At 44.0% G+C, this 23,350-nt stretch carries 19 protein-coding genes; 16 read left to right on the top strand and 3 right to left on the bottom strand.

Annotation, left to right across the window (positions count from 1 at the left end):
• Window positions 1–11 precede the first annotated feature (11 nt).
• Window positions 12–644 carry a PAQR family membrane homeostasis protein TrhA gene (gene trhA / locus CL176_RS06015; protein ID WP_118990482.1) on the bottom strand — a complete coding sequence of 211 codons (633 nt, stop codon included), beginning with the start codon at window positions 642–644 and terminating at the stop codon, window positions 12–14.
• A gap of 212 nt (window positions 645–856) precedes the next feature.
• Here trhA and CL176_RS06010 point away from each other — a divergent pair, with 212 nt between their 5' ends.
• The 12 genes from CL176_RS06010 to CL176_RS05955 all read left to right on the top strand — a co-directional run bounded on the left by CL176_RS06010 (window position 857) and on the right by CL176_RS05955 (window position 13,765).
• The gene (locus CL176_RS06010) at window positions 857–1,078 is read left to right on the top strand and encodes a YozE family protein (protein WP_118990481.1); all 222 of its coding nucleotides are present in this window, start codon (window positions 857–859) and stop codon (window positions 1,076–1,078) included.
• Between the two features lie 36 nt (window positions 1,079–1,114).
• Window positions 1,115–2,605 (top strand): S41 family peptidase, encoded by a 1,491-nt coding sequence (locus CL176_RS06005; RefSeq protein WP_118990480.1) that lies wholly within the window; start codon window positions 1,115–1,117, stop codon window positions 2,603–2,605.
• Window positions 2,602–3,204: a signal peptidase I gene (gene lepB, locus CL176_RS06000; protein ID WP_118990479.1), complete on the top strand. Its 603-nt coding sequence runs from the start codon at window positions 2,602–2,604 to the stop codon at window positions 3,202–3,204. Before CL176_RS06005 ends, lepB begins: the two co-directional genes overlap by 4 nt.
• A 12-nt stretch (window positions 3,205–3,216) precedes the next feature.
• Complete coding sequence (ylqF, locus tag CL176_RS05995; RefSeq protein WP_276102222.1) at window positions 3,217–4,074, top strand: ribosome biogenesis GTPase YlqF; 858 nt, start codon at window positions 3,217–3,219, stop codon at window positions 4,072–4,074.
• Between the two features lies 1 nt (window position 4,075).
• Window positions 4,076–4,879, top strand: coding sequence for a ribonuclease HII (locus CL176_RS05990; RefSeq protein ID WP_118990478.1), 804 nt, complete (start codon window positions 4,076–4,078; stop codon window positions 4,877–4,879).
• Between the two features lie 105 nt (window positions 4,880–4,984).
• Window positions 4,985–5,881, top strand: coding sequence for a DNA-processing protein DprA (gene dprA / locus CL176_RS05985; RefSeq protein WP_118990477.1), 897 nt, complete (start codon window positions 4,985–4,987; stop codon window positions 5,879–5,881).
• Between the two features lie 117 nt (window positions 5,882–5,998).
• A complete protein-coding gene (topA, locus tag CL176_RS05980) occupies window positions 5,999–8,062 on the top strand; it encodes a type I DNA topoisomerase (RefSeq protein ID WP_118990476.1) in 2,064 nt (687 codons plus the stop codon).
• A 365-nt stretch (window positions 8,063–8,427) separates the two neighbouring features.
• Window positions 8,428–9,771, top strand: coding sequence for a H2O-forming NADH oxidase (gene nox / locus CL176_RS05975; protein ID WP_118990475.1), 1,344 nt, complete (start codon window positions 8,428–8,430; stop codon window positions 9,769–9,771).
• Between the two features lie 215 nt (window positions 9,772–9,986).
• Window positions 9,987–10,901: a tyrosine recombinase XerC gene (gene xerC / locus CL176_RS05970; protein WP_118990474.1), complete on the top strand. Its 915-nt coding sequence runs from the start codon at window positions 9,987–9,989 to the stop codon at window positions 10,899–10,901.
• A gap of 9 nt (window positions 10,902–10,910) precedes the next feature.
• Window positions 10,911–11,432 (top strand): HslVU peptidase proteolytic subunit, encoded by a 522-nt coding sequence (hslV, locus tag CL176_RS05965; RefSeq protein ID WP_118990473.1) that lies wholly within the window; start codon window positions 10,911–10,913, stop codon window positions 11,430–11,432.
• A gap of 14 nt (window positions 11,433–11,446) precedes the next feature.
• Complete coding sequence (hslU, locus tag CL176_RS05960; RefSeq protein WP_118990472.1) at window positions 11,447–12,856, top strand: ATP-dependent protease ATPase subunit HslU; 1,410 nt, start codon at window positions 11,447–11,449, stop codon at window positions 12,854–12,856.
• Between the two features lie 21 nt (window positions 12,857–12,877).
• Window positions 12,878–13,765, top strand: coding sequence for an aldose 1-epimerase family protein (locus CL176_RS05955; RefSeq protein ID WP_118990471.1), 888 nt, complete (start codon window positions 12,878–12,880; stop codon window positions 13,763–13,765).
• Window positions 13,766–13,835: 70 nt separating this feature from the next.
• Here the strand turns inward: CL176_RS05955 and plsY are convergent, their stop codons facing one another.
• Window positions 13,836–14,471 (bottom strand): glycerol-3-phosphate 1-O-acyltransferase PlsY, encoded by a 636-nt coding sequence (gene plsY / locus CL176_RS05950; protein WP_118990470.1) that lies wholly within the window; start codon window positions 14,469–14,471, stop codon window positions 13,836–13,838.
• Between the two features lie 144 nt (window positions 14,472–14,615).
• Here plsY and parE point away from each other — a divergent pair, with 144 nt between their 5' ends.
• The 3 genes from parE (at window position 14,616) to CL176_RS05935 (ending at window position 20,211) form a co-directional block, all read left to right on the top strand.
• Entirely contained in the window at window positions 14,616–16,700 is a 2,085-nt protein-coding gene (gene parE / locus CL176_RS05945) for a DNA topoisomerase IV subunit B (protein ID WP_118990469.1), read from the top strand.
• A 4-nt stretch (window positions 16,701–16,704) separates the two neighbouring features.
• Window positions 16,705–19,206: a DNA topoisomerase IV subunit A gene (gene parC, locus CL176_RS05940; protein WP_118990468.1), complete on the top strand. Its 2,502-nt coding sequence runs from the start codon at window positions 16,705–16,707 to the stop codon at window positions 19,204–19,206.
• A 69-nt stretch (window positions 19,207–19,275) separates the two neighbouring features.
• On the top strand, window positions 19,276–20,211 hold the full coding sequence (locus CL176_RS05935; RefSeq protein WP_118990467.1) for a manganese-dependent inorganic pyrophosphatase: 936 nt from the start codon (window positions 19,276–19,278) through the stop codon (window positions 20,209–20,211).
• A gap of 50 nt (window positions 20,212–20,261) precedes the next feature.
• Here CL176_RS05935 and CL176_RS05930 read toward each other — a convergent pair whose 3' ends face one another.
• A complete protein-coding gene (locus CL176_RS05930) occupies window positions 20,262–21,968 on the bottom strand; it encodes an Rqc2 family fibronectin-binding protein (RefSeq protein WP_118990466.1) in 1,707 nt (568 codons plus the stop codon).
• 397 nt (window positions 21,969–22,365) lie between these two features.
• Here CL176_RS05930 and CL176_RS05925 point away from each other — a divergent pair, with 397 nt between their 5' ends.
• Window positions 22,366–23,343 carry an ABC transporter substrate-binding protein gene (locus CL176_RS05925; protein WP_118990465.1) on the top strand — a complete coding sequence of 326 codons (978 nt, stop codon included), beginning with the start codon at window positions 22,366–22,368 and terminating at the stop codon, window positions 23,341–23,343.
• Window positions 23,344–23,350 lie beyond the last annotated feature (7 nt).

Here is a 23,350-nt window from a genome sequence, read left to right as displayed (position 1 = left end):
GTTCCTTTCTACTAAACATACCAATAAATACTTAAGAACATGAAAGCAGCTGCCAAACCAACAAATACATGCCATATCACATGCATCCAGGGCTTGTGTTTTTGACTGTAGAAGACGGTTCCCACACTATATGTAAGCCCGCCCGCAACCAGGAGTAGAATTCCTGCTAAATCGACTGTTTGAAAGAGCGGTCGAATCAGGAATAAACTAATCCAGCCTAGACCTAAATATAAGAATGTACTAAGTCTGGGGAAGCGGTTAGTATAGCGCAGTTCAAAGTAAATACCAATGGAAGCCAATAGCCAAACTAAGGCCAGGAAGATATAGCCTAGGCGTCCCCCAACCGCGACGACCAGATAGGGCGTATATGTTCCGGCAATTAATAAGTAAATCGAGCTATGGTCAATCTTCTGCAAGATATTTCGATAAGCCGTATGTTTGAAACTATGATAGAGACTTGACGTTGTAAATAGCATAATCATACTCGCCCCATATACAGTATATGCTAGGATGGCTGAGGTAGATGCTTGGGCGAGGCCTTTTCGGGTTAGGGCGATGAGCGCGAGAACACTGAGCAAGGCGGCACATCCATGCGTCACAGCATTCCAGAATTCGGCCCGTTTATTGTCGATTGCTTGAGTCATTTGAACCTCCTAAATCTTCATGGGCTTATTGTACCCTATTTCTTGGCAAAAAGATATTGCTTACACCTAAGTAGAATCCTGGTTATTTTTGCCAAGCGTGCTATAATAATTCCACACATACTGTTACAAGGGTTGATAGTAAGGCTTAGAATAATTCCAAAGGTAAGGTATGTATTGAATGAGCGACACAAGAAATAACTAGGAGGACAAGTATGACACCGAGTTTTTATGAATATGTGAAACGTTTTGAAAACCCTGAGGCGCAAGATCCTGTGAGTCGATTCGCCAATAAAGTGGCCGAGGACCAGAGTTTTCCCAAACATAGCAAGGACTTTAATCAGTTATCGACCTATTTAGAAAGCAACCCTGATTACGGGAAATTCTTGTTAACGTTCGATGAGGTATGGAGTCATTACCAATATGACTTTGGTTAAAATTATAATAGACGAAAAGCTATAAGGAGGTTTTCCTTGAAGAAGAAAAGTACACGCATCCGACTGTTAATCGCCTTGACATGGACGATTGTGGTCTTTATGGTTGGCTATTGTGTTTCATCGATCGCTGCCTTTGAACGCTTCTGGCCTGGCCGAAGTGACACGCAGCAATTAAGCGATGAGGATATTAGTGCCTTGCAATCGACCTATGATGCGATTCAAAGTATGTATATTGAAGAAGTCGATAAAGAACAAATTATGGTGGGTGCTTTAAAAGGCATGGTCAACAGTTTGGATGATCCATATTCAGAATTTCTGAATCATACTGAAATGGAGGCCGTTGATGATAGTATCGAAGGTTCCTTCCAAGGCGTGGGGATTCAATTCGTCACCGAAAACGATTATGTGACGGTCATCTCATCGATTGAAGATACCCCGGCCAGCCGCGCCAGCATTCAACCTAATGATATTATCCTAAAAGCTGACGGCACCGAACTGAAAGGCTTGTCTACCAATGAAATCGTCGATATGATTCGCGGACCGGAAGGCACGGAAGTGACCTTGACGATTCTGCGGGGGGAAACGGAATTTGATGTGACCTTAAAACGGGCGGAAATTCCGATTGTTACTGTTAAAGCCAATCTGGATGAGCAGGATGCTACGATTGGCTATGTGCAAGTGACCCAATTTAATGGTACAACTTATGGTGAAATGGTGGAAGCTATTACCCAGCTTCGCGAAGAGGGAGCCGAGCGCTTTGTCTTTGATTTCCGCTACAATCCAGGCGGTCTGCTTGATCAAGCTTTGGCTATTACGAATATGTTCCTTGAAGATGATGAGATTATTATGCAAATGGAAGAAGCCGACGTAGAGCCATTGGCCTACCAAGCTAAAGACGCCGAATTGGGAGATTTCCAAGTGACTGAACCTTACGTAATTCTGATTAATGAAGGTAGCGCCAGCGCCAGCGAAATTCTTGCCGGAGCCATCCAACAAAATACAGACCAACCCCTTGTTGGGGAGCAAACCTTTGGGAAAGGGACTGTGCAAACGGTATTTGACGAGAATGAATACGGCGAATTGAAACTGACGGTTGCGAAATGGCTTACACCTGATGGCACGTGGATTCATGAAGAGGGCGTAGCCCCTGATGTTGAGGTTGAAAGCCATCCGATTAATAAGGCCATCTTACTAAATCCAGAAGACTCCTACGAAGATGGTGCTCAATCAGAACAAGTCACGAGCATCATTACCATTCTGGACGCCCTTGGCTACGATGTCCGTGAGGCCAACTTCTATGATACCCATGTAAGCCAGGCCGTTAAAGCATTTCAAGCAGACCATGACTTAGCTGAAGATGGGATTGTTTCCGGCGAGACCACGAGTGCATTGATGCAAGCTGCCAGAGAATATATTGAGGAACACGACCAACAATATGATAAGGCCGTTGAAGTCTTAAATGGACAAGTAAAATCTGAGCAGTCAGACGAAGCTGAAGACGAAGAAGAATTAGAGGAAGCCGCATGAGATTTATCCGCCAATGCTTTGTTGAAGTCGTAAATATTGCTTTCGCCTTAATGATTGCCTTATTCATCTTCACTGCTTTAAGAGATCATGTGATTCAACCTTTCCAAGTATCTGGTCACTCAATGGAACAAACCCTTCAGCATGGTGACCAGATGTTCATGACCAAGTGGCAGGCAATTGAACGCTTTGATATTGTTGTCTTCCCGGACCCTCGTGGGTCTGGGGAGTCTTACGTTAAACGCGTTATCGGCATGCCTGGCGATGAGTTATGGGTTGAAGCAGATCAATTATATATCAATGGCCAACCAGTAGCTGAACCCTATTTGGATCCTTTAAAAAACCAACAGGCCAATTCAGAACCGTTTACCGAGGATTTTTCCCTTTGGGACACCTTGGGTATTCACCAAATACCGGCAGACTATTACTTCGTCATGGGGGATAATCGTCCACATTCCGGGGATAGCCGCCAGTTCGGACTAGTCCCGGCAGAAAGTATTGAAGGCCATGCAGACATAATTTATGCCCCAAGTGAAAGGCGAAGCCAAGTGCCCTCATATAGCTTGGAGGCAAATGGCCACGTTAGTCAAATAAAACCTTAAGGAGGATGAACTTTGAGCGCACAAACCATTCAATGGTATCCAGGCCATATGGCCAAAGCCAAACGTGAAGCGACTGAGAAAATTAAACTTGTCGATGTCATTATCGAACTTGTCGATGCACGAATTCCTGAATCCAGTCGTAACCCAGTCATCAGTGAAATCATTGGCCAAAAACCAACCATCTTAGTCTTAAATAAGGCTGATTTAGCGGATTCACAAGCAACCCAAGCCTGGTTAAATTATTATAAAAGCCAAGGCCAGCGAGCAGTTGCTATCGATGCCCAACACAATAAAGGCATCCGTGGACTCCAACAAGAAATCCAAGACGTGATGCAACCTTACTTCCAAAAGCAGCAAGAAAAAGGAATCAAGGAGCGTCCCATCCGCCTCATGATTCTGGGCATTCCCAATAGTGGGAAATCGACCCTAATTAATCGTTTCGTAGGCAAAAACCAAGCCCAAACTGGCAATAAACCTGGTGTGACAAAAGCCCAAAGATGGCTAAAAATCGGAAAGAGCTTTGAGTTATTAGATACACCGGGAATCCTATGGCCTAAATTTGAAGACCCCGAAGTGGGGAAGAAATTAGCTGTTACCGGAGCAATTAAGGACAGTTTATTGCATATGGATGACTTGGCCCTTTACCTGCTTGAACATTTAAAGGCCAATGAAGCAGAAACATTAAAGAACCGCTATCGCTTGAGTGAAGCCGATTTAGAGAACTTATCCACCGTGGATTTACTTTTGAAAATCACTCAGCAGATGGGCTTACGCGATGACTATGATCAAGCAAGTGAGCGCATCATCCATGACTTTAGAAGTCATCGCTTAGGTTCAGCCACATTGGATACTCCCTACGAGGCTCTTTAACATGAAAGTAAATTATACCATCAAAGAGATAAAAACTTTGCTAGAAGAGACAAGTGTCTTAAGTGATGAATTATTTGACCTTTTTAGCAGAGATGAGCGCAAGGGAGTGCAAAAACTCCTAGCGCAATACGAACGACGCCAGCAAAAGCAAATGGCCTTAGAAGTAGCTTTTCAGGAACGTTTAGCCATTGAGCGTGAATTATATCAGCAAAGTCAGCAAGATAAATATTATATTGCCGGAATTGATGAAGTAGGGCGAGGGCCTTTGGCAGGCCCCATTGTAGCCGCAGTGGTTATTTTGCCGGAAAACCCTGTCTCCTTAATCGGGGTGAATGATTCTAAGCAGTTATCTGATAAGAAACGCCGAGAATTTGCGGAACGTATTCAAGCCGAAGCCTTGGCTTATAGCATTGCGGAAGTGAGCAGTCAGCAAATAGATGAGATGAATATATACCGGGCAACCCAATTGGCGATGGAAACAGCTTTAACAAAGCTATCTCTGCAACCGAATCATGTGCTCATCGATGCTATGACCATTCAAACATCTATCCAGCAAAGTTCGCTAATTAAAGGGGATCAGCGCTCCTTATCAATTGCAGCTGCGAGTATTCTTGCGAAAGTTTACCGAGATGACTTGATGAAAGCGTATAGTTTAACTTATCCGGAATTTGGATTTGAAGCCAATGCCGGCTACGGTACTAAGCAACATCTGGAAGCCTTGCGACGCTTTGGTTACACGCCTATTCACCGGCGCAGTTTTGAACCGGTGGCTTCCATGACCAAACAATATCAGGCTGCACCTTAAGTAACTAAGTGATGCACCTAGGTGTTCATTAGTTAATTTAAAATTTTAAAATTGACCAGATGGTTTTCGGCCTCATTTTGCGTATATTATTATGAGGTGATAAAATTGGAAATTACTTTAAAAGAACAACTTGTGTATCTCGTCTCTTGTGGAGTTACTTACAAATGGCAAATGCAATACCTGCAGGCTTGCGCCAAAGGCGATCATTCGGAACCGGCCAGTTTGGCGGACTGTCAGCGGATGCTTCGTTCGATTCCCGGAGCTGATGGAGGCTATCGAATGGTAAATTTCTTCAAGGTTGCTGATTGCTATGATTCACTTCTGGAACTGAGTCAACAAGTCTTTATTATCGGTGAAGCGGTTTATCCGAAGTTGTGGTACGAGACGGCTCAGCCGCCCCTGGTGCTCTTTTATGCCGGGGATCTATCCATGCTTCAGCGACCTAAAGTTTCAATTGTAGGAACGCGCAAAATGACACCTTATGGAGCGGAAGTGACTAAGGCTTTTATTAAAGAATTTGCTAAGCAAAACTGGATAGCCGTTTCTGGCTTAGCGCATGGCATCGATTCGACGGTTCACCAAGCAGCTATCGAAGCAGGTAATAAAACCACTATTGCGATTATTCCAACCGGCATCCAGCAAGTTTACCCTAAGGAGCATCGGGCCATGCAAGAGCAACTTGGCCAGCATCATTTAGTTATTAGTGAATATTTGCCCAGCAGTCTCGCCCAAAGGCATCATTTCGTTCTGCGCAACCGCTTAGTAGCTGGGATTAGTCCAGCAACCTTGGTCATCGAAGCTGCGAAGAAAAGCGGTAGCTTGATTACGGCTAATTATGCCTTGCAAGAGAATCGCGAAGTATTCGCCTTACCTGGCAGAATCAAGGATAGCCAATCGAGCGGCTGTAATGAACTTATTGCTGCAGGAGCACGTCCCATTCTATCTGTAGGTCAGACGATTTGGGAGTTGGCAGAATTATTTCAAAATCAAGGTCACATATAAAAGGAATTTATTGTTTGACAGATAGCAATCTTTCGACTAATATTGTAACGATTTTGAAATTGGGCGCAGGAATAAACGCCTTACTATAGATAGAAACGTTGAAAGGATGAAATAAGTTTGGCATATAAGAACTTAGTCATTGTTGAGTCGCCAACAAAAGCTAAAACAATCGGCCGTTATCTTGGCCGGAATTATAAGGTGGTTGCCAGCAAGGGGCACTTGCGTGATTTACCTAAAAGTAAGATGGGTGTCGATATCGAGAATAATTTCGAGCCTCATTACATCACCATTCGTGGTAAAGGGGATACTGTCAAAGAACTGCGCAAGCTTGCCAATAAGGCCGAGAATGTCTACCTAGCAGCCGACCCGGACCGCGAGGGAGAAGCCATTGCTTGGCATTTAAGTCATCTGCTGAAACTAGACCCCGATGCAGAAAATCGCGTCGTCTTTAATGAAATTACGAAGGATACGGTCAAAGAGGCCTTCAAAGAGCCACGCAAAATTGACATGGATCTAGTCGATGCCCAACAAGCACGGCGGATTCTAGACCGGGTTGTCGGCTACTCGATCTCGCCTTTGCTCTGGAAGAAAATCAAAGGAGGCCTCAGCGCCGGCCGGGTCCAATCCGTCGCTTTAAAATTAATCATTGACCGCGAAAAGGAAATTCGCAATTTCAAGCCTGAAGAATATTGGACCATTCCAACGAAGTTTAAGAAGGGCCGTTCGAAATTTGAGGCAGACTTTTACGGCTTGTCAGGCAAGAAGTTGAAACTCGAGAATGAAGCGGCGGTCAAAGACATTATGGACCGCATCGATACGAATGCGACCTTTACCGTCAAAGATATCGTGGAGAAAGAGCGTCGCCGTAAACCTTATGCACCTTTTACAACGAGTACGATGCAACAGGAAGCATCGAATCGCCTTAACTTCCGAGCTGGTAAGACCATGATGGTCGCCCAACAGCTTTACGAAGGGGTTGCGATTGGGGGCGGAACGGTTGGTTTGATTACCTACATGCGTACCGACTCCACCCGTATTTCGCCAACAGCGCGCCAAGCAGCTGCGACGTACATTGAAGATACTTACGGCAAGAACTTTCTCGGTGCCGGTCAACGCGGTAAAGCGAGTGCTGGCTCACAGGACGCCCACGAGGCAATTCGCCCATCGGATGTGACAATTACACCGGAATCGATTAAAGATAAGTTGAGCAAAGATCAATTCCGCTTATATGCACTTATTTGGGCCCGTTTTGTTGCTAGTCAGATGACTGATGCGGTTTTTGATACTATTCGGGCAGACATTGAACAAAACGATGTAACCTTCCGTGCGAATGGCCAACGCATAAAGTTTGAAGGCTATATGAAGGTGTATAAGCCGGCACAATCGAGTAAAGATAATTACTTACCCGATTTATCCGTGGGAGACGATGTTAAAATTGACACCATTGAGCCTACCCAGCACTTTACCCAGCCACCAGCCCGCTACAATGAAGCAAGCTTGGTTAAAACGATGGAAGAATTAGGTATTGGTCGACCGTCTACTTACGCACCAACCTTAGAAACTCTGCGCAAGCGCTACTACGTCAAGATGGTTGCTAAACGTTTCGAACCGACGGAATTAGGGGAAATTGTCAATAATGTCATGGAAGAATTCTTCCCTCAAATTGTCAACGTCGAATTTACGGCCGGTCTTGAAGATGAACTTGACGACATCGAAGAAGGCAAACGCATGTGGGTCTCCGTCTTAGATGAATTCTACTCAAGTTTCGCCAAGGATTTGGATAAGGCAGAAGAGGGCATGGAGAAGATTGAAATTAAGGATGAACCAGCTGGCTTTGACTGTCCTGAGTGCGGTAAGCCCATGGTCATCAAAATTGGTCGCTACGGCAAATTCTATGCATGTAGTGGCTTCCCGGATTGCCGCCATACGGAAGCTATCGTCAAGAAAATCGGCGTGACCTGCCCAACCTGTGGCAAAGGGGAAGTCGTCGAGCGCAAGTCGAAGAAGAACCGTATCTTCTATGGCTGCGATCGCTATCCTGAATGTGATTTCGCTTCCTGGGATAAACCTGTGGGCCGTAATTGTCCGAAATGTGATCACTATCTCATTGAGAAGACCAGTCGCAAAGGTAGCCAGGTGAAATGTAGTAACTGTGACTACGAAGAAGACCTCGTTCAATAGAATAAGCTTATCACGATCCTCCAGAGTTAAGCCTGGAGGTTTTTATTGCTTGTGAAAAAAGGGGCCTATCGTCGTCGTAAAATTGACTCAATTTAGCCAATGCAAGTTTTATGCTCAGGACCATAAATGGCTTTATGATTGGAATTTGAGGGGTTTTTGCATAAGTTTGCTCTTTTAAATATTATTGAAAACGCTTAATGCATAAAAATTTTTTATTTCACAAGTTGATTTTATATAATTTCATAATACCTTATAAAGCTTGTTTTTTAGCGTTTTGTCGAATGTGCAAAGACTTTCAAATATTTTATTCTTTGTTATAATTAAATTAATCAAACTTGCAAGAGTTTTAACAAGGAGGAAATGGAATGAAAGTTGTTATTGTTGGTACAAATCATGCAGGGATTGCTGCAGCAAATACTTTATTAGACAGTGGTCAAGACGTTGAAGTGGTAATGATTGAACGTAACTCAAACTTATCTTACCTAGGATGCGGGACTGCACTTTGGGTAGGTCGTCAAATTGACGGTTACGATGGTCTTTTCTATACAAATAAAGAAGACTTTGAAGCTAAGGGAGCTAAAATCTATATTGAAACGGAAGTAAAAGATATTGATTTTGATGCTCAAAGCCTTGTTGCTGAAACTAAAGACGGTGAGAAAATTGAAGAGTCTTACGATAAATTAATTATCGCAACGGGCTCTCAACCAATCGCACCAAACCTACCAGGTAAAGATTTAGAAGGTATCCACTTCTTGAAACTGTTCCAAGAAGGCCAAGAAGTTGATAAAGCCTTTGCTGATGAAAATAACCAGAAAGTTTTAATCATCGGTGCAGGTTACATCGGTGTGGAAATCGCTGAAGCAGCCCAACGTCGCGGTAAAGACGTAACGATCTTTGATGCGGAAGCTACTTCCCTTGCTAGCTACTATGACCCAGAGTTCGCAGAATTGATGGACGAAAACTTACGCGAACATGGCATTGATACACACTTCGGCGAATTGGCAGAAGAGTATCTTGGTGAAGACGGCAAAGTTACAGGCTTGAAGACAAATAAAGGGACTTACGAAGCAGACGTTATTATCAACTGTATCGGTTTCCGTCCTTATGCCGTATTTGGCGAAGGTCACTTAGACCGCTTCGGTAACGGTGCATACTTAGTTGACCGCACCTTCAAGACAAACGACGATAACGTTTATGCCATCGGTGACTGTGCGACGAACTACTCAAACGTAACCAAAGAAGCGAACTATATCGCCTTAGCTTCGAACGCAGTTCGCTCAGGTGTTGTCGCTGCTACAAACATCTTAGGTACAGAATTAGAAGGCGCTGGTATCCAAGGTTCAAACGGTATCAACATCTACGACTTGAAACTTGTCTCAACAGGCTTCTCATTAAAAGCTTGCGAGAAATTCGGTCTTGATGCGAAATATGTTGATTACGAAGATAACCAATTACCAGAATTCATGCCAGAAAACGACAAAGTTAAATTACGCATCGTTTATGAAAATGGCACAAACCGTATTTTAGGTGCCCAAATCGCTTCAACACATGATGTATCCTTATTAATCCATATGTTCTCATTAGCGATTCAAGAAGACATCACTGTCGATCAATTAGGTCTCTTAGATATCTTCTTCTTACCTCACTTCAACAAGCCTTACAACTACATTACTATGGCTGGTTTATCTGCAGATACATCCAAAGACTAAGCGAAACGAAGTGAACGAGCTATCTAAAAGCTACCCATCAGTGGTAGCTTTTTTCTTTTGGGTGGGTACGTAATTTTGCCTTAATTTAGTTTAAGTCGTGAATAAATTATGAATTCTGTCCTATTTTGACCTTTTCGAATGACAAGGGCTTGGTCTGTATATTATAATCAGTATTAGGATTGATTGAGAAAAATGAAAGGAACGTGATAGCTCAGATGCAGTACGAGAAACACATTGCTTTATTTCTGCGCTATTTAGAAAGCGAGAGGCGATACTCCAAAGAGACGGTTAAGGCCTATCGCACAGATTTAATTGAATTCTTCAATTTCCTACAAAACTCTGGAGACACAAGGATTGAATCATTGACTTACCGTGATATGCGCTTGTATTTAGCGCATTTGAACGAGCGGCAATTGGCCCGTTCAACCATTGCCAGAAAGCTATCAAGTTTACGATCTTTCTTTAAATTTGCGGTAAGAGAAGAATGGCTAAGCCAGAATCCAATGGAACTGATTCAATTTAATCAGCGAGATCAGCGTCTTCCCGAGTTTTTCTATGAGAATGAAATGGAAGCGATTTTAAATGCGGCAGCTGCTTCACAAAAGCCCAATGCCCTCCGTAATTTGGCTATCATTGAATTACTGTATGCCACGGGCATGCGGGTGAGTGAACTGACAAGTTTAACCATAGAGCGCGTTAATTTAGACTTACAAGTCGTCCGAGTAATCGGTAAAGGGGACAAGGAACGCATGATACCTGTAGGGGACCAAGCAAGTCAAACCTTACAGCTATACCTACAAGCACAGCGTCCGAAATTAGCGGCCTTAAGTAAGGCTGTTAGTAATGCAGTCTTCCTCTCAGATAAAGGTGAGGTAATGAATGCCGATCAAATTCGCTACATTCTCCAAAGGATTATTGACGAAGGAGCCCTTCATTTAACCATTCATCCTCATAAATTACGCCATACCTTCGCGACCCATCTGCTCAATCATGGTGCAGATATGCGAAGTGTTCAAGAACTGCTCGGACATGAGAATTTAAGTTCAACTCAAATATATACTCACGTCACGAAGGATAAATTGCGTCAAGCTTACCTTAATGCGCATCCTCGGGCGAAGAGAAAATCATAGGAGGTTATTATGACAACAATTTGTGCAGTGAAAAAAAATCAAGAATTAGCCATGGCCGGTGACGGACAGGTTACCATGGGCGAGACCGTTATTATGAAAGGTGGCGCTCGCAAACTTCGCCGTATTTACGATGATAAAGTCGTCGTCGGTTTCGCAGGAGGGGTGGCCGATGCGATTACCTTATCCGAAATGTTTGAAGAGAAGCTTCAAGAATATAAGGGTCAATTAACTCGGGCAGCCGTTGAAGTCGCTAAACAATGGCGTACTGATCGTTCCCTTCAGCAACTGGAAGCCCTTTTGATTGTGATGGATGATAAAGATTTACTGCTTGTGAGCGGTACGGGAGAAGTCATTCAACCAGATGATGGTATCTTGACCATCGGATCGGGTGGAAATTATGCCTTAGCAGCAGCGCGCGCTATGGCTCGCCACGGTGACATGTCCGCTGAGGAAATTGCCCGCCAAGCCCTACAAATCGCCAGTGAAATCGATGTCTATACAAACGACAACATCATCGTAGAGAAAGCATAGAGGTGGAGTCATACATGAAGCACAATATTACCCCTAGAGAAATCGTCAATGCCTTAGATAAATATATTATCGGCCAAGCCGATGCCAAGCGCTCGGTAGCCATCGGCCTACAAAACCGCATCCGCCGTTTACGGCTCGATGACGCCATGCAAAAAGAAGTTAAACCGAAAAACATCTTAATGATTGGACCCACAGGGGTTGGTAAAACAGAAATTGCCCGTCGCCTTGCTAATATTGCCGATGCACCTTTTGTCAAGGTTGAAGCAACGAAATATACTGAGGTTGGTTATGTCGGCCGGGATGTTGAATCGATGGTCCGCGACTTAGTTGAAGATGCCCGTCGCATTGTCAAACGGCAAAAACACGAAGAAGTTCATGAGGAGGCGGAAGCCAAAGCGATTGAACGCGTTGCTAAAGCCTTAAGACCAGGCATTAAGAAAAAGAAAGATAATCAAAATAGCGGGGGCATGGGTGATTGGGCGGCAATGTTACGTCAAATGAACCCGCAAGCCTTGCAACAGGGTGAGGAAGAGGAAGAAGAGGTTACAGAAGAAATTGCCGCCAGCCGTCGTCAAATCCGCCAGCAAATTCGTGATGGCAAACTCGATAACCATGAAGTAACCATCCAAATGGAAGAGAAGAAGTTGCAAATGAATAGCATTAATCCAGCTATGGAACAACTCATGGACATGCAAGATTCGTTAAATGCCTTAACACCAGCCAAGAAAGTTGAGCGGACGGTCACTGTGAAAGAAGCAGTTGAGTTATTAACGGAAGAAGAGGCGGACAAACTAGTTAACCAAGATGATATTAACCAACAAGCCTTAAAGATTGCAGAAGAACGCGGCATTATTTTTATCGATGAAATTGATAAAATTGCGACGAAGAATGAACAAGGCGGTCAAGTGAGCCGGGAAGGGGTTCAACGAGATATATTACCAATCGTTGAGGGAAGCCAAATTCAAACAAAGTATGGTATGATAAGTACAGACTATATTCTCTTTATTGGAAGTGGTGCTTTCCACGTGGCTAAACCTTCTGACTTGATTCCAGAACTACAAGGACGCTTCCCAATTCGGGTGCATTTAGATGATCTAGACGAAGAGGACTTCGTGCGTATTCTCGTTGAGCCGGAGAATGCCTTAATTAAGCAGTATCAAGCTTTACTGGCAACGGATGGTGTCGACGTTCATTTCACTGAGGAAGCAATTCAAGCCATGGCACGTTTCGCCGTGGAGCTGAATGATACTACTGATAATATCGGCGCCCGTCGCCTGCACACCATTATTGAAACAGTCTTGGATGAATTGTTATTTGAAGCGCCTGATATGCAAATGGGCGAAATCGAAATAACGGAGAAATATGTTAGCGACCGCTTAGAACCAATCGTCGGGGACGGAGATTTAAGTCATTTCATTCTATAATTAGATGCTAGGGGGATTTATATGGTAACGATTGAAAACGAACACTTAGTGGTTCAAATAAAGCTTAAAGGGGCAGAAATTGCGTCCATTCAAGATAAGGAAACAGGACATGAATACATTTGGCAGGCCGATCCAGCCTATTGGAATCGTCACTCGCCTGTCCTTTTCCCCATTGTAGGCTCACTCAAAGACGGCCAGATGGTGTTTGCAGGGGAAACTTATGAAATGTCACGGCACGGTTTTGCCCGGGATATGGAATTTACTTTGCAAAATCAAACCGATGTCTCAGCCAGTTTCTATTTGAAAAGTAGTGCCACAACGCTCGAAAAGTATCCTTTCGAATTTAGTTTTCAAATTAACTACATTCTCCAAGGAAATACGGTAACGGTCAGTTACGAAGTGTTAAACCCTTCCAGTGAGACGGCCTTATACTACAGTGTAGGGGCACATCCGGCTTTTAATGTGAGTCAAGACGAAGCAACTGAAGAGTTTGATCGCGTCAGCCTAGAATTTATCCCTGAAGGGCCTTATTCTCGCTTACCTTTAACTGAGGACGGCTTAATCAATGCTACTGCCAGTAAATATGAACGAATGGACAAAACTTATCTCACGCATGATGACTTTAAGGATGATGCCTTAGTATACCAAGTTAACCAGAAGACTGAAATGGTCCTGCGTGATGAGCCTGCTGGCGTTACCATTAATGTCAATCCAAGCCATATGGAATTTGTGGGAATCTGGTCACCTTATCCTAAACGGGCCCCATTTGTCTGCATTGAGCCTTGGACTGGCATCGCCGACACGACCCAAGCTAGTGGGGAATTCGCGGAGAAATACAGCATCCTCCAGCTAGCACCGAATGACTTAGCGACCCATGGCTATACAATGACGTTTACTAAAGACGTCTAATTAAAGCATAAAAAACACTGTTAACTTACCTCGCAACGACGCGGATAGTTGACAGTGTTTTTAAGTTGGTTTAAGATGATTTTTCCTGAGGGTATTTCTTGGTCGAGCGTAAGCCCCATGAAATGCGATTTTCGCGTTTGTGAATGAGGCGTTCGACATTCGAGCGGTGGCGATAAACCATGAAGAGAAAGATTGCTAGAAAGCCGATACGATAAATCCAAGATTCATAGAGGAAGAAGATGGCCACTACGGCGATACCATAACTTGCCATGGCTGATAAACTTACTGTACTGCTTAAGAAAAGGCATAAGGCAAATAAGAGGACTTGACTGATGGCTAACCAGAAATTAAAGCCAAGTAAGACGCCAATAGATGTGGCAACAATTTTTCCGCCACGAAAATTTCCCCAGATTGGGTAAGCATGGCCAATGACACAGGCAAGGGCTGTCAGCATAATAATCCACGGTTGATCAGCAAAGGAATGCCTTGCGACAGCCATGGGAATCCAACCCTTCAGCACATCTATGGCAATTACAATGACCGCCGAGGCAAAGCCGAAATTACGTCCAACATTCGTTCCGCCGCTGTTACCACTCCCTAATGTGCGTACATCGACCTTATAACGAGTCTTGGAGTACCAAACCCCCGTTGGAATTGATCCAATTAAATATGCTAGAATAATATATAAAATTCCCCACCCATTCATATGAAAACCTCCTGTCAGTGTGTTTTCTTAATTTTACCATATTTCCAGGAAATACTTAATTATTTATGAAAGACTGGGGAAAATATTAGTCATACGAACAAAAGTTTGATATAGTAAATACGCTAGAATGATACAAGAGGTGAGATGATGGCAGATAAGCAATCATTAATGAATTATGGCGATGACGCCATTCAAATATTGGAAGGTCTAGAAGCCGTCCGCAAACGACCGGGTATGTATATTGGCTCCACGGATCAACGTGGTTTACACCACCTGGTGTATGAAATCGTTGATAACTCAGTAGATGAGGCCTTGTCTGGTTTTGCTGACCGGATTATTGTCCGTTTGCATGAAGACGGGAGCGTCAGCATTCAAGATAATGGGCGGGGGATGCCTGTGGGCATGCATGACAGTGGGGTCCCGACGGTTCAAGTAATCTTTACCGTGCTGCACGCCGGCGGGAAATTTGGCCAAGGAGGCTATAAATCTGCAGGAGGCTTACACGGGGTAGGTGCCAGCGTTGTAAACGCCTTATCCAGCTGGCTTGAAGTGACAATCCACCGGGATGGCTATGCCTATCATATGCGTTTCGAAGATGGGGGACAACCCGCCTCTAAACTTAAGAAACAGAAAATTAAAGGTAAAGATACCGGGACAAAGGTCCATTTCATGCCCGATGCAAAGATTTTCGGCCAACGAACAATTGACCGAACAGTCATCTGTGAAAGACTTCGTGAATCGGCCTTCTTATTGAAAGCCCTTGCGATTGAACTGATTGATGAACGAACGACCCATGAAGATGGGGAAGTCTTCCATGAAGTGTACCACTATGAGAACGGTTTAAAGGATTTCATTGCTTATTTGAATGAAGAGAAAGATGTGCTCGGCGATATTGCTAGCGTTTCTACTGAAATTGAAGGCTTTGAAATCGATTTCGCCATGCAATACAATGATGGTTACTCAGAAACTATTCTTTCTTTTGCCAATAATGTCCGTACTTCCGGCGGTGGTACACATGAGACAGGCATGAAGACAGGAATGACGAAGGCATTCAATGAGTATGGCCGGCAAAGTGGACTATTGAAAGAAAAGGATAAGAATCTTGAAGGTAGTGATGTTCGCGAAGGTTTGACAGCGGTCCTTTCGATTCGTATTCCGGAGAACTATTTACAATTTGAAGGCCAGACAAAGGAGAAGTTAGGTACCCCCAAAGCGCGGAGTATTGTGGACAATTTCATTAATGAATTCCTGACCAATTACTTAAATGAGAATGGAAACTTTGCACAAATGATTCTGCGTAAAGCCATTCAAGCCCGGGAAACTCGGGAAGCTTCCAGACGTGCACGCGACTTAGCCCGGACCGGAGCTAAGAAATCCCAACAAGAGCGTCTTATTTCTGGAAAATTAACCAAAGCCCAATCTAAAGATGCCTCCAAGAATGAATTATACTTAGTGGAGGGGGACTCGGCGGGCGGTTCGGCCAAATTGGGTCGTGATCGCCGTTACCAGGCTATCTTGCCTCTGCGGGGGAAGGTCATTAATACTGAGAAAGCCTCCTTGCAGGATATTATGAAGAATGAAGAAATCAATACGATGATTTACACCATTGGCGCCGGGGTTGGCAATGAATTTAACGTGGAAGACGCAAATTATGATAAAGTTATCATTATGACGGATGCCGATACAGATGGGGCGCATATTCAAGTTCTCTTACTGACTTTCTTCTACCGCTATATGAAGCCTCTTTTGGAAGCTGGGAAGGTTTATTTGGCCATGCCACCTTTATATAAAATCTCTAAAGGTAAAGGCAAGAAGGAAAAGATTGCCTATGCTTGGACAGATCAAGAATTAAAAGAGAAGACTAAGGAAATGGGCCAAGGCTATATCTTACAGCGCTACAAAGGTTTAGGTGAGATGAACGCCGATCAACTATGGGATACAACGATGAATCCAGAAACCCGATTATTGATTCGGGTCACGATTGATGATGCTGCAAGCAATGAGCGCCAATTGACGACTTTAATGGGAACCAAAGTGGAGCCGCGTCGCAAGTGGATTGAGAGTAATGTACGCTTCACCTTGGATGAAGAAGATACTTTATTAAATGATCAACAAGCAGCTAACCATCCCGAGGTGGAAGAGAAGTTAGTTGAACAGGCGGATAACATTGAGGAAGCCGTCGAAGCAGGGGAAGATCCTGAGCAATTAGATTTATTCGGAGGTGAGTAGTAGGATGGCGACAGAACATATTGAAGAACTATCCTTTTCAAACGTGATTGGCGATCGTTTCGGTCGTTATTCTAAATATATTATTCAAGACCGGGCCTTACCGGATATTCGGGATGGTTTAAAGCCTGTCCAGCGCCGTATTCTGTTTGCGATGTACCAAGATCGCAACACGGCCGATAACCCTTACCGGAAATCTGCTAAGACTGTCGGGAATGTTATTGGGAATTACCATCCACACGGGGATATATCGGTCTATGATGCGATGGTCCGTATGAGTCAAGATTGGAAGAATCGTATTCCTTTAATTGACATGCACGGTAATAATGGGAGTATGGACGGGGACCCAGCGGCTGCCATGCGCTATACAGAGGCCCGCCTAGCTCCGATTTCTTCCGAATTATTGGCCGATATTGATTATGATACAGTAGAGCATGGTTTAAACTTTGATGATACTTTAGAAGAGCCTTTAGTTCTGCCGGCTAAGTTCCCTAATTTGCTTGTCAATGGCGCAACAGGGATATCTGCTGGCTATGCAACGGATATCCCGCCCCATAACTTAGGAGAAGTAATCGATGCGATTATTTATAAGATTGAACATGATGATGCGACCTTGGAGGATTTATTGCGATTTGTCAAAGGGCCAGATTTCCCAACTGGGGGGATTATTCAAGGGGCCGATGCCCTCAAGGATATCTATACAACTGGCCAAGGGAAGCTGGTCGTTCGGGCCAAGACAAGTATTGAAACACTGAGGGGGAATAAATCGCAAATTGTTGCTACCGAGCTCCCTTATGAAGTGAACAAGGCCAAGCTTATTCAGAAGCTTGATGAAATCCGTATCCAAGGCAAGATTGATGGCATTAGCGAAGTGCGCGATGAGTCCGACCGAAGTGGAGTACGCCTGGTCATCGAATTGAAACGTGACATTGACGCAGAAGGTATCTTAAATTATTTATTTAAGAATACGGAGTTGCAGACGAATTACCACTTTAATATGGTTGCCATCGATCAACTACGTCCGGTTTTAGTTGGCTTAGAGCGTATCTTAGCTGCCTATATCGAACATCGCCAAGAGGTCATCACCAGACGGACCCGGTATTTGCTTGAAGCAGATGAACGGCGCTTACATATCGTCGATGGCCTGATTCGCCTTGTGTCAATCTTAGATGAAGTCATTTTAACCATCCGCTCAAGCGAGAATCGCAGCGATGCCCAGCGTAACCTTCAAGAACAGTATGATTTTTCACAAGTCCAAGCTGAATCTATTGTCTCCTTGCAACTTTATCGCTTAACCAATACAGACGTGGTGAAGCTGCAAGAAGAGCGCCTAGCCTTAAATGAGCGCATTCAAATGTATGAAATGATTTTGAAGAGTGAAGCCGCCTTAAATAAGGTTATTGTGCAAGAACTGAAAGAAGTGCAGAAGAAATATAGTACTCCGCGCTTAACTCAAGTGGAAGAGGCGATTGAAGAGATTAATATTGATACGAGCTTGTTAATTCCTGAAGAAGAAGTGGTGGTCACTGTTTCGAAGGAAGGTTACATTAAACGCTCTAGCTTACGTTCTTATCAGTCCAGTCAAGCTCATGATGTGGGTGTGCGTGATTTGGACTATATCCTTTATGTCGAAAGTTTGAGTACCCATGATGCGATTATTCTCTTTACCAATCTTGGTAATTACATCCATCTGCCGGTCTATGAGATTCCTGAAGCCCGCTGGAAGGATTTAGGTACGCACATCTCCCAACAATACTTATTAGAGGACGGCGAACAAGTCATTGCGGTATATCAAGCCTTCCTCGGCTTAGATGAACAGCCAAGTCAGCTCGATGCGGATATGCATCTCGTTCTGACAACCAAATATGGCATGATCAAACGAACGCCCCTAGCGGATTTTGTCACTTACCGTAGTTATCGCACCCGAACAGCTCAAGCGATGAAATTCAAGCATGAGGGGGACGAGCTTATTTCAGTTGCCTTGAGTAGGCAGGCAGAAGCAGAGCAAATCGTATTACTCACCCACCGCTCATACAGCTTACGCTACGCCTTAAGTGACGTGTCAACCTATGGCCCGAAAGCCCAAGGGGTTGTGGCCATGAACTTGAAAGACGACGACTACATCGCAGCAGCCAATCTAATTGCATCCCCAAGTAGGCAAACAAGTCTCCTAGCCTTGTCCCAACGAGGCTATCTCAAACATTTTGCCCTTGAGGTAATTACTGAAGCAAGTCGGGGCAGTCGCGGAACCCTCCTTTACAAGCAACTCAAGAAGAATCCACACCGGGTATTAAAGGCTTTACCAGTCCAAACCCCTGATTTACCGGTTTGCATTCTAGGTGATACCGGAGCTACGCAAAGGCTTGAACCAGGCGCCTTGAAGCTGACGGAGCGTCTGACCAACGGTAGTGAAGTACCGGGTCTAGCTGATTTAGGCCAAGTGCTCGATATGTATGTCGACCAAATCGAACTCTTTGAACAAGCGCATCAGTCTGATTCACAAGAATAAGACATGGACAAGCGCACGAAAATCATCTACAATAAAGAACAGCATAATAAATTTTTCAGGAGGCATCTCATGTCAAAATATTTAGTTTTCGGACACAAAAATCCAGATACCGATGCAATTGGTTCCGCCATTGCCATGAGCTATTATTTGGAACGCTTAGGTTATGAAGCAGAGCCGGTAGCACTCGGAACGCCTAATGATGAAACGCAATTTGCGCTAGATACTTTCAATATTGAAGCACCCCGCGTTATTCGAACAGCCAGCAATGAAGTAGAACACGTGGCTCTCGTTGACCATAATGAGCCGCAACAATCCGTTGATGATATTGAAGCAGTCGAAGTTGATTTCGTCGTTGACCACCACCGAATTAGTGGCTTTGAGACAGCTCAACCTCTATACTATCGCTGCGAGCCAATTGGTTGTACCGCTAGCGTACTGTACAAGATGTTCCAAGAAAAAGGCATCGACATTCCAACCTCAATTGCAGGAATGATGCTTTCAGCAGTGATATCAGATACACTCCTTTTCAAATCACCAACAGCCACTAAAGAAGACCAGAATATTGCCATTGAACTGGCTAAATTAGCGCAAGTTGATTTAGAAACTTACGGTCTTGAATTACTGAAATCAGGGACAAACTTAACCGATAAATCTGATTTAGACATTCTGTCATCTGATTCGAAAAACTTCAACATGGCAGGCTACAATGTCCGCATCGGCCAAGTAAACACGGTTGGTTTCGATGAAGTGCTCGAACGCAAGGAAGCCATTCTTAATACAATGCGCGCTGAAGCTAAGGCAGCTGATTTGGATTTATTCATCCTGCTTGTCACGGATATCTTAGACAGCGACTCCATCGCCTTAGTGATCGGTGAACAAAGTCGCGCAGTCGAAGGTGCGTTTGACCAAGTCATTAGCCAAGATCAATTAACCCTTCCAGGCGTTGTATCGCGCAAGAAACAAGTGATTCCACAATTAACCGAAGCTTTTGAAGTATTAATCTAATGACAAAAACTGACCGAATTTATCCACCCAGGATTGATTCGGTCAGTTTTTTAATTGTCAGTTACTTCCCTAGCCTTGATTGCGCTTTCTACAGGGGTCACATATAAGGTTTGTTGGCCTTCATAAATCACAAAGCCCGGCTTGGCGCCATTAGGCTTACGCAAATGCTTCACTTGGACGGTATCAACCGGTACATTGGCTGAATATTGCGACTTGGAATGATAGGCAGCAATTTCAGCAGCTTCAAGCATTGTTTGCTCACTCGGCCGATCGGATTCAACGATGACATGGGAACCAGGAATATTCTTAGTATGCAGCCACCAATGATTCTTGCTGGCTCGTTTCAGACTGAGTTCATCATTCTGGTGATTATTACGCCCGACATAAATCATAACCCCATCCGAAGAGCGATAGCGCCGTGGCTTAGAGCTGGTCTTAGAGCGTTTTTTCGTCTGGCCATGCTTCTGGGCTTGATAGCCTTCCTCCCGTAATTCTTGTTTAATATCCTCAATATCTTCAATATCCGCCTGGGCAATTTGAACGAGCACACTTTCTAAATAGGCAATTTCCTGACGGGCTTTGCCCGTTTCTTTGTCAATATACTTTAAGGAATCCCGATATTTACTGTATTTCTTAAAGTAACTTTGACTATTTTCAATCGGAGACTTGGCCGGGTCTAGTGGAATATCTAGCGGGGCATTCTCCTCATAGTAATTCGGCAAGGCCACCATAGCCTGACCCTTTTCTACCTCATGGGCATAGGCACTTAGTAATTCGCCGTAAATGCGGTAAGTTTCAGAGTTCTCGGCAATTTGGCGATCTTTGGCTAAATGCTCTAATTTAGTTTGATTGCGGGCAATAATTTGCTCCAATTGATGAATGATATTGCCGGTCATCTGCTTAATCCGATCAGTATGCACTCGGTGGGCATAGTAGGCATCGACCAAGGCGCTTAGATTATCAAAGGCCGTACGTTCACCAGCAATATAGCTCAAATCAAAGGCATAGAATACTGGTTTATCTGCTTCAATCATTACGCCTGGTCCAACCGCCAACTTTTCCAAAAAGTCTTGGACAGCATCATATGCCGAGATTTCTTTCGTATGAATCGTGTGGGCAATTTCCTGGGCGGCTAATTTACTCAAGCCTTGGATAATGCGGAAGCCTTCACCAGCAGCTAAGGATTCGGCATGTAAATGGCACCACTGCTTTAAATCATAAGCAGAAAGCGTGGTAATATTTGTTTGGGTCGCTTGGCTAGGCGGTAAACGGTAATCTGCCCCGGCTTGAAGGGTCCGGTAGGAGTTCAAGGAAGCAGGCACATGCTTAATACAATCAATAATGATTTCGCGCTTAGGATCTACTAAGACGATATTACTATGCCGACCCATTAATTCAATCATTAAGTGGTAACTTTTCAAATCGCCCAGTTCATCACGCCCACTAAAAATTAAACGGACAACCCGATCATTGCCAATTTGTTGAATATCTAACAAACTCGCATTCTCTAAATGCTTGCGCAGCAACATCGCAAACATTGGGGCATGGGTGGGATTGGCTGGGCGCTCTTGACTCAAATGCAGTCGGTAATATGTTGGATGAATGGAAGCAACCAGCCGGTGATTTTGGCGTTTCGAGCGAATAACCAGATGTATTTCCTGCTCAAAAGGCTGAAAAACACGGCTTACACGACCGCCCACAAGCTGTTCCTTTAATTCATTAAGCATTTGTCGGGTAAAAAATCCATCAAATGACATCTTAAAACCTCCCTAAAATTAGGCTACAAAGCATATTGTACACTAAAAATACCGATTAGGCGACTCTCAGATATGAGAGAAAATGAAAAATTAATGATAAACCACTTGACAAAGTAACAACAATCCCATAAGATAAATATATCAAAAAGAGAGAGGAGCCACTGACATGCATAAACAAGTTTTTGCAATTGAATATCGCTGGCAAAACTGGCATAGATAGGTTGTAAACTTGGCGCATGTCCATGGATACAACCAATTCAGTGTACACTGGGATTGTATCTATGTGGCCAGCACATTGTTTACCACGTAGATGTCTAAGAACATACTATGTGGTATTATGGAAAACTAGCACATAGTGTGTGCTAGTTTTTTTGAGTTTAAAGAAAGAGGAATCATCATGAAGAAAATTATCCAATACGTACTCGCCTTAGTTTTAGCCTTCACAAGTTTCGCTGCTCCGGTTGCCAATGCCAGTGAAGAAACAGATTTAAACGTAGCCATTATCCAGCTGGTATCACACCCGTCCCTAGATTTAATCCGCGAAGGTGTGATCGAAGGGCTTGAGGCGAATGGCTATATCGAAGGGGAGAACATGACCCTTGACTACCAGAATGCTGAAGGGGATATGAATCTTTTAAGCACGATTTCCCAGCAAGTTGTCTCCAATAATCCTGATTACATCTTTGCTATTACCACACCGGTAGCCCAAGCCGTGCAGAATGAAACGAGCGATATTCCAATTATTCTAACTGGTGTAACCGATCCGCTTTCAGTTAATTTAGTGGATTCCCTCGATCAACCCGGTGGAAATATCTCAGGTATCAGCGACTATGTGCCACTCGATGTACAATTCGAACTCGTTCAAGCCATTACCCCTGATGTGAAGAAAATTGGCTTACTATATACAACGAGTGAAGATAACTCGTTGACAGAAATGGAAGATGCAGCAGCGGCTGCTGAAGCACTTGGCTTTGAGACCGTCCTAGAAGGAATTGACTCGGCCATGGACATGCAAATGGTTGCACAAAGCTTAGTTAATGAAGTTGATGCTATCTACGTTGGATCTGATAACACGATTGCTAGTGCCTTTGAAACCTTAGTAGATGTTAGTGATGCAGCAGGTATACCAGTATACACGGGTGTTGAAGTGATGGTGGAACAAGGCGCTTTAGCAGGTGTTGCCATGAGTCAGAAGCAAATCGGCATACAAGCAGCTGATTTCTTACAAAAATTACTCGACGGCGCTAATATTAGCGAGACAGCTGTGGAATATGTATCCGATTTAACGACTGTCGTCAACTCTGAAACAGCAGAACGTTTAGGTTTGACGCTTCCAGAAGATGTATTAGGGGAAGCGACTGATTTGGCGAAATAAATTCATA

The organism is Suicoccus acidiformans (assembly GCF_003546865.1).
Classification (GTDB): Bacteria; Bacillota; Bacilli; order Lactobacillales; family Aerococcaceae; genus Suicoccus; species Suicoccus acidiformans.
This window is presented reverse-complemented; position numbering and strand designations above follow the sequence as displayed.